The 12,951-nt window shown below is 72.5% G+C and carries 4 protein-coding genes; all 4 read right to left on the bottom strand.

Features of this window, described 5'->3' with window-relative positions:
- Positions 1 to 14: 14 nt before the first annotated feature.
- From ACN9MM_RS35220 to ACN9MM_RS35205, 4 genes are read right to left on the bottom strand one after another with little or no spacing between them, the layout of a single operon-like run.
- Entirely contained in the window at positions 15 to 1,559 is a 1,545-nt protein-coding gene (locus ACN9MM_RS35220; RefSeq protein ID WP_426367816.1) for an acyltransferase domain-containing protein, read from the bottom strand.
- A gap of 56 nt (positions 1,560 to 1,615) precedes the next feature.
- On the bottom strand, positions 1,616 to 2,809 hold the full coding sequence (locus ACN9MM_RS35215; protein ID WP_426367815.1) for a cytochrome P450: 1,194 nt from the start codon (positions 2,807 to 2,809) through the stop codon (positions 1,616 to 1,618).
- Entirely contained in the window at positions 2,809 to 4,524 is a 1,716-nt protein-coding gene (locus tag ACN9MM_RS35210; RefSeq protein ID WP_426367814.1) for a thioester reductase domain-containing protein, read from the bottom strand. The genes ACN9MM_RS35215 and ACN9MM_RS35210 overlap by 1 nt, the downstream gene beginning before the upstream one ends.
- Positions 4,521 to 12,641 (bottom strand): amino acid adenylation domain-containing protein, encoded by an 8,121-nt coding sequence (locus ACN9MM_RS35205; RefSeq protein ID WP_426367813.1) that lies wholly within the window; start codon positions 12,639 to 12,641, stop codon positions 4,521 to 4,523. Before ACN9MM_RS35205 ends, ACN9MM_RS35210 begins: the two co-directional genes overlap by 4 nt.
- Between the last annotated feature and the right edge of the window lie 310 nt (positions 12,642 to 12,951).

Below are 12,951 nucleotides of genomic sequence, written 5' to 3'. Positions count from 1 at the left end.
CGTTCAAGTAGAGATCAGCGCGCGGACGGCCGGGCGGCGGTGATGAGGTCGGCCAGGTCGGCGAGGGTCGGCTGGGCGACGAAGCGGCCGTCCACGGCTGACTCCCCGAGCCCGAAGTGCGCCGACACCTTCCCGAGCATCTCCGCACGCTTCAGCGAATCGATCCCCAGATCCGCCTCCAGATCCGCGTCCCCGGTGATCACCTCCACCGGATAACCCAGCGCCGACGCGTACAACTCCCGCAACTCGTCCAGGACTTCGACCACGGAGGCGACGGGCTCCGGTGCGGCTCCCCGGGCCTCGGTGATCAGTCCGGCCAGGTCGGCGAGCGTGGGCTGGGCGACGAAGCGGCCGTCCACGGCCGACTCCCCGAGCCCGAAGTGCGCCGACACCTTCCCGAGCATCTCCGCACGCTTCAGCGAATCGATCCCCAGATCCGCCTCCAGATCCGCGTCCCCGGTGATCACCTCCACCGGATATCCCAGCGCCGACGCGTACAACTCCCGCAACTCGTCCAGGACTCCGGCGACGGAGAGAACGGGCGTCGCCGGGGCCGGCGCGGCAACCGGAACCGGGGCGGAGTCCGCGGGCGCGGCAACCGGAACCGGGGTGGAGTCCGCGGGCGGGGCAGCCGGCGCGGACGCGCCGCCCCGCGTCCGTACCGTGCTGGTCGCGACGACCTCCGGCACGCTGCGCCGTACGAGTCCCGAAAGACCCGCCTTGCCGCACTCGACGAACCTCGTCGCGCCGTCGGCGTGGAGCTCACGCACGGCGTCCATGAACCGTACGGGGGTGGTGAGCTGACGGACCAGCAGCGCCTTGAGGTCGTTGTCGTCCCGGAGGTGGCCGCCGGCCACCGGCGAGTACACCGCCCTGCGCAGCGGATGCTGCCGGATGCCGGTGATCGCCTCGCCGAAGGCCTCCCCGGCGAGCGCGAGGACGGGACTGTGGAACGGGAAGGGCGCGTTCAGCCGGGTGGCCTGCACACCGAGCGCTCCGGCCAGCTTCGCCACGAGCGCGACGGCCTCGTCGGGTCCCGACACCACCGTCTGGCGGGGTGCGTTGCACACGGCGACGGCCAGTCCCCGGTCGGCGACGGCGCCCACCAGGTGGGCGGCGCGGGCGGCCGGCAGCTCCAGGGCCACCATGCCGCCGTCCGACGGGCAGTGCGCGAGGAGCGCCTCCGAGCGGTGGCACACCAGCCGGGCCCCATCGGCGAGGCCGAACGCCCCGGCCACGGTCAGCGCGGCGATCTCCCCCATGCTGTGCCCGACCACGACGTCCGGCGTGTCGTGTCGCTCCGCGACGCGGAAGCTGCCCACGGCCGCGGCGAACACGGCGAGTTGCAGGGCGAAGGAGTCCGAGCGGACCAGGTCGGCCGCCGAGGGGGAGTCGGTGCGCGTCAGCAGCCCCGAGACGCCGCCGCGCCCGAACTCCGCGGCGATCCCGTCCACCGTGTCGAGGACCTCGCGGACCTCGGGCGACCCGTCGCCGGCGAAGAGCCCAGGGGTGTAACCCCCTTGACCGGGCAGGAGGAAGACCGTTTCAACCGCCATCATGCGTCCTTTGCGTCCTTCGTGGGGGTGAGTGGCATTGCCGGGAAGCGGCGGGAGGTTCACCAGGTGACGGGGAGTCCGCGGACCCCGTACAGCACCATGTCGTGGCGGAACGGCAGGTCCTCCAGCGGCCGCGCGAGCTTCAGCGTGGGCAGGCGGTCGAAGAGTCCGGCGAACACGGTGCTCAGCTCGACGCGGGCGAGCGTCAGTCCGATGCACTTGTGGAAGCCGTGGCCGAACGCGACGTGCGCCTGCGGGTCCTTGCGGTGGATGTCGAAGCTGTCGGGCTCCTCGAACACGGCCGCGTCGCGGTTGGCTGCGTTGATCATCACCAGGAGGCCGTCGCCCGCCCGGATCTCCTGGCCGCCGACGGTGAGGTCCTCCGTGGCGGCGCGGGGCAGCCCGGCGTGGTTGATGGAGAGGTAGCGGAGCAGTTCCTCGATGGCCTGCGGGTACAGCGAGGGGTCGGCCTTGAGGTCGTCCAGCTGGTCCGGGTGCTCCAGGAGGGTCGCCGTGCCCAGGCCGATCATCTGGGCCATCGTGTCGTAGCCGGAGAGCATCAGCAGGGCGGCGAGGCCGACGAACTCGTCGTGGCTGAGCCTGCCCGCCTCCTCCTGTGCGACCAGACGGCCGAGCATGTCGTCGGTCGGCTGTTCCTTGCGGGCCCTGACGACGCCGTCGAAGTACGCCATGAGCTCGCGGGCGGCGCCCTCGGCCTGTTCGGGCGTGCTGCTGCGGTCGAGGATCGTGTCCGTGAGGGTCACGAAGACCGTGTGGTCCTCGTACGGCACGTCGAGGAGTTCGCACATCACGGTGGCGGCCATCGGGAGGGCCAGCTGCTTCACGAGGTCGGCGGTGTTCCCCTGACGCACCAGCTCGTCGAGCAGCGTGTCGAGGATGGCCTTCATCCGGGGCCGCTTCGCCTCCATCTGGCTGATGAGGAACTCGCGGGTCACCAGGCGGCGCAGGCGCGTGTGGTCCGGTGCGTCCTGGTTGAGGAAGAAGCCGGGCGGGAGCGGGGTGTCGCCGGAGATGTAGGAGGGGTAGCCGGGGCTCTTCGGGTCGGAGCTGAACCGGGTGTCGGTGAGCACGGCGCGTGCGTCCGCGTGGCGGGTCACCACCCACACGGCCTCGCCGCGCGGGGTCTGCACCCGGAACACCGGCTGCTCGGCGCTGAGCTCGCGGTACCGCGGCGGCGGGTCCAGCGGGTGCCGGCGCGGCATCGGGAAGGCGGGCACGGCAGGAGCGGTCATCACGAACTCCACTGGGTCTGGGGGCGGGCGGTGCCACCGGGAGGGGCGGGCAGGAAGCCCGACGCGACGAAGTAGTCGAGGTAGAGGTCGAACAGTTCGCGTTCGACCGGTGCGCACTCGATGCCCGAGCCGTCGAGTGCGGCACGCAGGTTGTCGGTGCGGAAGTCCGGCCTGCTGCCCAGGTAGCCGACTTCCTCGGCCGGCTGGTCGGCGCCGAACAGGGGGAGGTACACGGCGAGTTCGTTCTCCTCGCCGCGCTCCACGGCGGCGGCGAGCTCGCGGTACCAGGTCCGGTACTCCAGGCGGCGCAGCGGATAGCCGTACGCCACGATCAGCTCGAAGATGTCGTTCATGCTGACGGACCGGGCGCTGGGGACGTTGAAGACGGCTTCCGGGCGGCCTCCGGAGAGTGCGGTGTGCACCACCGTGGCCGCGCAGAAGTCCACCGGCACGAGGTCGAGGAGCAGGTCGTAGTCGAGGTAGGCGCCCAGCTGGACGCAGCCCTTGATCAGGTGGTTGATGAAGGTGTCGGACGAGCAGGCGCCGGTGGTCTGCGATCCGGTGATGGCGCCGAGGCGGTACACGTGGGTGGGCACACCGCGGTCCCGGGCCTGCAGCATGAGGGTGTCCGCGACCCACTTCGACTGGCGGTAGCCGCCGACGACGTGGTCGGCCTCGGTGAGCCGGGTCTCCGCCCAGCTGCGCTCCCCCTCGTGTCCCGGGTACACGCCGATCGTCGAGACGAAGTGCACGGCCTTGACCCGCTTGCGGCAGGCGAGCCGCAGTACCTCCAGGGCGCCGAAGACGTTGACGGGCTTGATCTTGGCGTAGGGGACGATCCAGCTGGAGATCGCCGCGTTGTGGATGATCAGTTCCACGTCGGCGGCGAGTGTCTGGTGGTCCGCCTTCGTCAGCCCGAGGTAGGGGCGCCCGGTGTCGCCGGGGACTCCGGCGATGCGCTCCTGGTCGCCGTCCCGCAGCAGCCCGTACTCGGCCAGGTTGCCGAGCACCCGCTCGCCGGCCTGTTCCGGCCCGTCGGCGCGTACCAGGACGTGCACGGTGGCGTCCGAGCGGTCGAGCAGTTCGCGGAGCAGGAAGGCCCCGGTGTATCCCGTGCCGCCGGTGAGCAGGACGGTGCGGTACGGGCCGGTCGACGCGGGCGCGGCGCCCTCCTCGGGCGTGATGTCGGCCGGCAGGACGGCGTCGGTGGCCATCGCCTCGCTCGTGACGCCGCGGGGGTTGCCCGCGCCGGTCACGGTGGGGTCCGCCTCGGAGCTGACCATGCGGGCCAGCTGGGCGACGGTGGGGTCCTCGAACATCCTGCGGAGGTCGAGGCGCACGTCGTAGACCTCCCGCACCTGGGCGGTCATCTGCAGGACCGTCAGGGAGTCGCCGCCCAGGTCGAAGAAGCTGGTCTCCACCCCGACCTTCGGCAGGCCGAGCAGGTCCTGCCAGATGCGGGCGAGTTGTGTCTCCACCGGGGTGCGGGGGGCGACGAAGGCGGTCTCGGGGGTCTCGTCGGCCGTCAGGGGAGGCAGGCTCCCGCGGTCCACCTTGCCGTTGGGCAGCTTCGGCAGCTCGGGCAGCACCACGAAGTGCGCCGGGACCATGGCGTCGGGGAGGTGCGTCCTCGCGTAGGCGCGGAGGGAGGAGCGCAGCCCCGCCGCCCAGGCCGAGGTGAGCGGGTCGTTGGCGAGTGGTCGGGTCGTGCTCATGCCTCGTCCTCGGTGTCGTCGTGGGCGGGGACCGGCGTGGAGAACACCGCGTCGAAGGTGTCGAGGCGGCCGTCCGCCGGCACCAGGGCCCGGAGCCGGCGTCCTTGCTCGGCGGCCAGGTCGAACAGGTCCTCCGGGTGGGCCCCCGCCTCGTCGTCGAGGTCCCACAGGAGCCGTTCCAGGTCCCATCCGGTGGCCGCGCCGTCGGTCTCCTCCAGCGCGCGTACGGCGGCCGTGGTCCGCAGCAGCCTCCGGTTGGGGATCCCGGTGACGACCAGGTCCTCGGCACTGCCAGCGAGTCGCCGTCGTACGCCGTCGAGGCCGTCGTCGAGCGCGTCCCAGGGGAGGTGGTGCCCGGGTGTTCCGGGCGTCGCCGGGTCGCCGATCAGCAGGGTGACGTCGTAGCGGAAGAGGGAGAGCTCGTTGTCCGCGGCACCGCGCTTCAGCTCGACGCGTACCTCGCCGATGCCGTCGAGGCCGGCCGCCAGCTCGTGGAAGAAGGCCGGGGACAGGCACAGTTCCCGTTCCTCGTGCAGCCGGCGGGCGATCGCGGAGCGGATCTCCTCGACGGTGTGGAGCGGCCCGGACCGGTGGAGCGCGACGGCGGTGTGGAACTCGGGCAGCATCTCGACCGAGCGGACATCGCCGACGAAGACCGCTCCCCCGGGCCGTACGGCCCGGGCGGCGTCGGTCAGGACGGTGCGCAGGTAGTCGGTCCCGGGGAAGTACTGCGCCACGGAGTTGATCACGACCGTGTCCAGGCTCCCCGGAGCGAGGCGGGTCAGGTACTCGGGACCGGACTGCTCCAGGTGGACGTGCTCGGGGAGCGGTCGTCCGAGGGACGCGGCCGCGGCGGTGAGGGCGGCGGGCGAGACGTCCACGCCGTGGTACTCCCCGACCCGGTCGGCCAGGTTCCGGAGGACGAGTCCGACGCCGACGCCGATGTCGGCGACCGCGGTGGGACGGAGCGCGCGGATCCGGTCCACCGTGTGCCCCAGCCATTCCCGCATCTCGGGGACGGGGATGGGCTCGCCGGTGTAGCTGCTGAGCCAGCCGGCGAACTCGGCGCCGTCCTGCGGGGCGCTGTCGGAGGTGGTGTACGCGCTCTCCCAGACCTCGCCCCAGCCGCGGACGTGCGCGTCCTGCACCGAGGCGTCGGAGAGGGAGTCCGCGGGAGACACGTAGGCCACGAGCTCGGTGCCGTGAGCTCCGTCGATCGCCGTGACGGCGACCGCGTCGAGCCGGGGGTGGCGCGAGAGGACGCTCTCGACCTCGTCGGGCTCGACGCGGTGGCCGAGGATCTTCACCTGGCGGTCGACGCGGCCGAGGAACTCCAGGCCGCCGTCGGCGCGCCGGCGCACCCGGTCGCCGGTCCGGTAGAACCGGCCGGTGCCCTCGACTCCGGTGACGAACCGCTCGGCGGTCAGCTCGGGCCGTCCGACGTACCCGGCGGCGACGCCGTCGCCGCCGATCCACAGCTCGCCCGGGACGCCGACGGGGAGCGGCCGTCCCCGGTCGTCGACCACCCGCACCTCGGTGTTGGCGATCGGGCGGCCGATGGAGATGGTGGCGGCCGTCGCGTCCCGGCGCGCGTCCAGCTCGTGCACGGTCGACCAGATGGTGGTCTCGGTGGGGCCGTACATGTTGTGGATCCGCACCTCGGGCAGGGCTTCGAGCAGGCGCCGGGCGAGACCCGAGGGGAACGCCTCGCCGCCGATGAGCAGGGCGCGCAGGCCTCGCAGCGCGTCCAGGGCGGCGGGTTCCGCGGCGACGGCGGTGAAGAGCGAGGGCGTGCCCTGGACGAGGGTGACCCGGTGCCGCTCGCAGAGTTCCGCGAAGGAGTGGGCGCCCTCGGCGACCTCGGTGTCATGGGCGTCGCGGAGGCGGTCGACCCAGGTGAGGCTCTCCATCACGGCCTGCGCCTCGACACCGAAGTCGACCAGGCAGGCGATCTCGTCGACGCCCGCGCCGGCCAGCGCGCGGACGAGTTCGGCGCAGGTGTCCGGGGAACCGAAGAGGCCGGAGGTCTCGAAGTACCGGTTGATCGCCATGTCGATGACGGCGTCGATCTGCTCCTCGGCGCCCATCTCCGGGAGGTCCTTGCCGGTGGAGGCGAAGAGGGTGCGCCACAGCTCGGTGGAGCTGCGCAGATAGTCGCGGAAGGGTTCCCGCGCCTGTTCCCTGGCCCGCTCCGTGTCGTCCGACATGAAGGTGTGCACCATGACGGTGACCTGTCCGGGACCCTGGTGTCCGGCGGCTTCCCGGGCCTTCCGGTACGCCTTGATCTTCTCCGCGAGGTCGTCGGGGCTCTGGCCGAACAGGTGGGTGAGGAGGTTCGCGCCGGACGCGCCGGCCTTCTCGAAGGTCTGCACGGTGCCGACGGAGGTGAGCCAGACGGGCGGCTCGTCCTGGACGGGCGCGGGGAATATCCGTACGTCGACGAGTTCGCCGCTGCCGCCGACGCGCTGGACCGGTTCTCCGCGCCACAGCCTGCGGAACTCGTCCAGCTGGTCGGCCATGTGCTGTTTGCGTCCCGCGAAGTTCTCCGGGCGCAGGACGAAGTCGTTGGAGTTCCACCCGGCGGCGAAGGCCAGGCCGACCCGGCCGTTCGAGAGGTTGTCGACGAGCGACCACTCCTCGGCGATGCGCACCGCGTCGTGCAGCGGGGAGACCACGCTGCCGCAGCGCAGGGCGATCCGCTCGGTGACGGTGGCCAGCGCGGCCGACATCACGGAGGGGTTGGGGTAGAGGCCGCCGAACGCGTGGAAGTGCCGCTCGGGCGTCCACACGGCCTCGAAGCCGTGGGTGTCGGCGTACTTGGCGGCGTCGAGGACGAGCTGGTAGCCCTCGCGGTGGGACGCCCCCGCGGACGCGGCGAAGAAGAAGAGGCTGAAGCCGAGGGGCCGCTCCCGGGCCTCCGACCGGGGGACGAGGTTGGTGATGACGCGTTCTCCCGCGACGACCACCTTGGCGCCGTGGGTGAGCGGCCACAGCAGTTCGAGGACCGAGATGTCGAAGGAGACGCTGGTCACGGCGAGGACGACGTCCTCGGTGCCGCAGCCGACGCGGTCGTCCATGCCGGCGAAGAAGTTGACGGCGTTGCGGTGCCGCAGGGCGGTGCCCTTGGGCTTTCCCGTCGAGCCGGACGTGTAGATCACGTAGGCGGTGTCGTCGCCGGTGACCTCGGCCTCCGGCGGTGTCGCGGGCGAGCGCTCGATGGTCGCGGCGTCGGCGGCGACGTCCACCACACGCGGTGCGGTGAGCCCGTCGGGTGTGCCCGGCCCCCTGACGAGACAGCCGATGCCGGAGTCGGCGGCGATGTCCGCCAGGCGCCCGCCGGGGAAGGCCGGGTCCATCGGTACGTACGCGGCGCCGCTCTTGAGTACCGCCAGGAGGGCGACGACGAGGTCGACGCCACGGCGCAGGCTCACGCCGACCAGGTCCCCGGGCCCGACGCCCTGGTCCCGCAGGTGATGGGCGAGGCGGTTCGCCCGGGCGTCCAGGTCCGCGTAGGTCACCTCGTCGAAGCGGTGCGCGACCGCGATCGCGTCCGGGTGCGTGCGGGCCTGCCGCTCGAACTGTCCGTGCACGGTGTCCGAGGGGTCGTACGGCACGGCCGTGTCGTTCCAGGCGGCCAGCTGGGCGTGCTCGGCCGGGGCCATCAGGTCGACGGAGGTGAGCCGCTCGTCGGGCTGCCGGGCCACGGCGGTCAGGGCGCGCGCGTAGTAGCCGGTCAGCCGCGAGCAGAACTCCTCGGGCAGAACCGCCAGGTCGCAGTCGAGCCAGAGCTGGAGCCGGCCGTGCTCGGGGTCGATGAGGAAGTTCACGGCGAGCGGGTAGTTGGTCTCGGCGACGCCCACCGTGACGGCCAGGAGGCCGTCGGCCGACCGGTGGCGGTCACGGTGGAAGTCCATGAAGTTGACGTAGCTGTCGAGCTGGAGGCCCTCGCCCACGTCGTGCTGCATCTGCGCGAACGGGTAGCGGCGATGGGCCGCCGACCGGCGCTCGTGGTCGAAGACCAGGCGCGCCGTGTCCAGGAGGGTGGTCGCGGAGACGTCGAGGCGCAGCGGGAGGGTGTTGAGGAAGACGCCGATCGTCTCGTCGCCGCCCTCCTCCTCCAGACGGGCGTTGGCCACGACGCCGGTGAGCACCTCGTCGTCCCCGGAGACCAGGCGCAGCACGGCGAGGTGCGCGCCGACGAGGAGCGACTTGAGCGGCAGTCCTGCGTGTCCCGCGAGGGAGCGCAGCGCGGCGGCGACCTCGTCGTCGACGGGTACGTCGTACCGCTGGTTGGCGGCCGTGCGTGCGGCCTCGGGGCGGTCCTGTGCGGTGGCGCCGCGGGACACGAGCCGGGTGGGCTCGGCGCCGCGCAGGAGGCCGGTCCAGTGGTCGCGCGCCCGCTCGTCGGCCAGGGCCCGGCGCTCCGCGGCCACGAAGTCCCGGTAGAGGGAGCGGACCGGCGGCAGGTCGAGGGGCTCGCCGGCCAGGCGGGCGCGGTAGTGGTCGGCCACCTCTTCGAGCATGCGCATGTCGCTCCACCCGTCGAGGACGACGTGGTGTTCGATCACGGAGAGCTCGAAGGCCTCGGGTCCGCAGGGGTGCGCCACGAACTTCAGGAGGGGCGCGACCTCCGGGTCGAAGCGGGTGAACTTGGCCTGCTCGACCCAGTCCGTGACGGCCCGCAGCCGGGCCTCGTCGTCCAGGCCGCCGAGGTCCAGGCCGGTTTCCAGCGGGATCTCGACGTGGCTGTGCACGAGCTGGAGGGGTTCGGAGAAACGGGCCAGTTCGAAGGAGCAGCGCAGGGAGGGGTGCCGGGCGGCGGTGTCGTCGATCGCGGCCCGCAGGGCGGCGGGGTCGAGGCGGGTCGCCACCCGTGCGCTGGTCACCACGCGGTAGACGGAGGAGTCCTCGGCGTAGGCCGCGTGGTAGAGCATGCCGGCCTGCATGGCGCTGAGCGGATAGGCGTCGTCGAGCCCGTCGGGCAGCAGCCGCCGGTCCTCCGGGGTCAGGAGTCCGAAGGGGGCGCGGTCGGCGGAGTCCTCCCGCTGTTCCAAGGGCCGCAGGACGAGGGCGAGTTCGCGGATCGACGGGCCCTGGAGGAGCTCGGCGACGTCGAAGGTGCGGCCGCCGCGTTCGACCTCGGCGCGGACGCGGATGGCGTGCATGGAGTCGCCGCCGAGGACGAAGAACGAGTCGTCCACGCCGATCGCGTCGGTGTCCAGGACGGTGCTCCACGCCCGGTGGAGGAGCCTCTCCTCGTCGGTCCGCGGCGGCGTCAGGGTGCGTTCCGGCCGGCTCTCGGGGACGGGCAGGGCCTTGCGGTCCAGTTTGCCGTTGGACAGCAGGGGCAGGGCGTCGAGGGTGACGAAGTGCGCCGGTGCCATGTACGCGGGCAGGCGCTCCCGCAGCCAGTCCTGGAGCTCTCCCGGTGCGGGAGCGTGGCCGTCGGGCACGACGTGGGCGACGAGGCGGCGCTGTCCGTCACCGCCGACGGGTGCCGTCACCACGGCCTGGTCGACGGCCGGGTGTGCGAGGAGCACGGACTCGATCTCGCCGGGCTCGATGCGGAATCCGTGCACCTTCACCTGGTGGTCGAGCCGGCCGCGGTAGAGGACGACGCCGTCCTCGCGCAGCACGGCCAGGTCTCCGGTGCGGTACAGCCTGCCGGGGCCGAAGGGGTTGTCGACGAAGCTCGCCGCGGTGAGTTCGGGGCGGTTGAGGTAGCCCGAGGCGACCTGGACGCCGCCGATGTGGAGCTCGCCGGCGATGCCGTGCGGCAGGGGACGGCCCTGTCCGTCCAGTACGTAGAGGCTGGTGTTGGCGATCGCCCGGCCGATGGGCACGGGGCCGTGGACGTCCTCCGGGGTGCACCGCCAGTGGGTGACGTCGATGGAGGCCTCGGTCGGCCCGTAGAGGTTGTGCAGTTCGGGACCCGTGTGCCGCGCGAAGAACCGGCCCACGGTCTCGGGGCGGAGGGCCTCGCCGCTGCACAGGACGCGGCGCAGGGTGGGCAGGTCCCCGCTGGTGGGCTCGGCCAGGAACAGGTCGAGCATCGAGGGGACGAAGTGCACCGTGGTGATGCGGTGGCCGCGGATGACGTCCGCGAGCGCGCGCGGGTCGCGCTGGGCTCCGGGGGCGGCGAGGTGGAGCACGGCGCCGGTGAGCAGCGGCCAGAAGAACTCCCACACGGAGACGTCGAAGGTGAAGGGCGTCTTCTGCAGGACGCGGTCGTCCGCTCCGATGCCGTACTCCTCCTGCATCCACAGGAGCCGGTTGACCACGCCCCGGTGCGGTACGGCGACGCCCTTGGGGCGGCCGGTCGACCCGGAGGTGTAGATGACGTACGCGGTGTCCTCGGGCCCGGCCGTGCCCGGGAACGGACCGGACGCGGGCAGCGTGGGCAGCAGGACGTCGACGGCGACGGCCTCGGCGCCGGTTCCGGCGAGCCGCGCGGCGAGGTCCGAGCGCGTGAGGACGACGCGTACGCCGGCGTCCTCGATCTGGAACGCGACGCGGGAGAGCGGGAGTTCGGGGTCCAGGGGCACGTAGGCCGCGCCTGACATGAGGACCGCGAGCAGCTCCACGACCAGGTGGAGCGAGCGCTCGTCGTACACGCCCACGACCTGGCCCGCCGTGACGCCGTCGGCGCGGAGGCGGGCGGCGAGGGCGCGGGCGCGGTCGACGAGCTCGCGGTAGGTCAGCGAGCCGTCCTCCGTCTGGGCGGCGACGGCGTCCGGCGTCCGTGCGGCCTGCTCCTCGATGAGTTCGTGGAGCGGTCGGCTGAGGTCGAACTCCCGCGCGTGGGCGGTCGCTTCGGCCTCGATCGAGGCGCGTTCGGACGCGGTCAGGACCTCGATGTCGCCGACGGGCAGCTGCTCGTCGGCGCGGGCGAGGGTGTCCAGGAACGCGGCGAACCGGTCGCGGTGCGCGGTCACGGTCGCGGCGTCGTGCAGCTCGGGGTCGGGGTCGAACGACAGCTGGAGGTCCGCGCCGTCGGCGCCGCCGAAGAACTCGATCGAGAGGTCGCGCACGGGTCCTGAGGACACCTGGCGAACGGTGCCGAGGAGGTCGCCGAAGCGCAGCTGTCCGTCGAACGACACCACGTTGACGACCACGCCCGGGAGTTCCTCGGCGGCTCCGGTCCGCCGGAGTTCCCGGTGCAGGGCCTCGCCGCGGAACCGCTGGTGCGCGAGCACCTCGCCGGCCCGGGCGGCGACGTGCCGGACGAGTTCGCCGAACGGCATGCCGGGGCGGACGGACAGCCGCAGGGGGAGGATGTTGGCGAGCATGCCCGGTGTGGTCAGCGCGGTGCGCGTGGTCCGGGCCCGGACGGGCAGTCCGACGACGATCTCGTCGTGCCGGGTGATCCGGTGGAGGTAGGCCGCGGTCGCGGCGAGGACGACGACCGCCCAGGGGGTTCCGTGCCTGGCGGCCAGCTCGTCGATCCGCCCGACCCGTACGGGGGGCTGGAAGCGTTCGGCCGGCGGGGAGGTCCTGGCGCCGCGGTCGCCGAGGCTGATGTGTTCGGGCCAGGGGGCGGCCTGGTCGAGCCAGTGGGCGCGGTCGCTCTCGTGGGCCGGCGACGCCCGGTAGGCGGCTTCCTCGTCGAGGAGTTCACTCAGGGTGCCGGCGCTCTTCTCGCGTACGGCCGTCCCCTGGTCCAGGGCCGTGTAGATCTGCGCCAGTCGGCGCCAGTAGAGGACCTGGCCGTATCCGTCCAGCACGATGTGGTGGTACCGGAGGTGGAAGAGGTGGTGATCGGGGGCCAGGCGGAGCAGTGTGTGGGTGAAGAGCGGGTCGTTCTCCAGGTCGACCGGAGTGGCGAGGTCCGACCGCACCCATTCCTCGGCGGCGCGTAAGGGATCACTCCGCCCGCTGAGATCCCGTACGTTCAGCGGGGCTTCGACCTCGGTGGGCAACTGCCACGGGTTGCCCTTCTCATCCGCAACGAACCGGACGCGTAAGCAGTCGGTCTCGGCGATGGTGCGCCGGACGGCCTCGGCCAGGTGTCCCTCGTCCAGACGGCCCCGGATCTCGATGTATCCCCCGCAGTTGTGGCGGGCGCCGCCGGTGTCCAGCTGGTGGGCGATCCACACTTCGTGTTGCGCGGTGGACACAGGTAAGCGCCCGGCAGAGCTCTTCACGAGTCACTCCAACTCTCGGTTCCAAGAAGGCGCACGACTCGTGCCCGCCGGGCGCGCGGGGCGCATGGGGCAGGGCGGACGAGCAGGGGTGCGCACTGAGTGCTTGCAGCCTGTGGAGACAGTGGCGGCGCGGCCGCCTCGGCGAGCCGCGAGGGCCCGGGACGGCCGCTACATGCGGCGTCGAGCGGAGGGCGCCGAACCGGGCCAGGTGCGCGTGAACATAGGTATCCCCCGTACGTGCCGCGCGAGCGGCACTCCCCGTTGACCCGGCGCCTCAGACGCC

The organism is Streptomyces sp. E-08, assembly GCF_049913095.1.
GTDB lineage: Bacteria > Actinomycetota > Actinomycetes > Streptomycetales > Streptomycetaceae > Streptomyces.
Note: the sequence above shows the minus strand (reverse complement) of the source record. Positions and strands in the feature narration are given on the sequence as shown.

What these genes read in the sequence shown, in the direction of transcription:
- ACN9MM_RS35220 (WP_426367816.1), bottom strand. Translation starts at nt 1,559, where the DNA reads ATGATGGCGGTTGAAACGGTCTTCCTCCTGCCCGGTCAAGGGGGTTAC.
- ACN9MM_RS35215 (WP_426367815.1), bottom strand. Translation starts at nt 2,809, where the DNA reads ATGACCGCTCCTGCCGTGCCCGCCTTCCCGATGCCGCGCCGGCACCCG.
- ACN9MM_RS35210 (WP_426367814.1), bottom strand. Translation starts at nt 4,524, where the DNA reads ATGAGCACGACCCGACCACTCGCCAACGACCCGCTCACCTCGGCCTGG.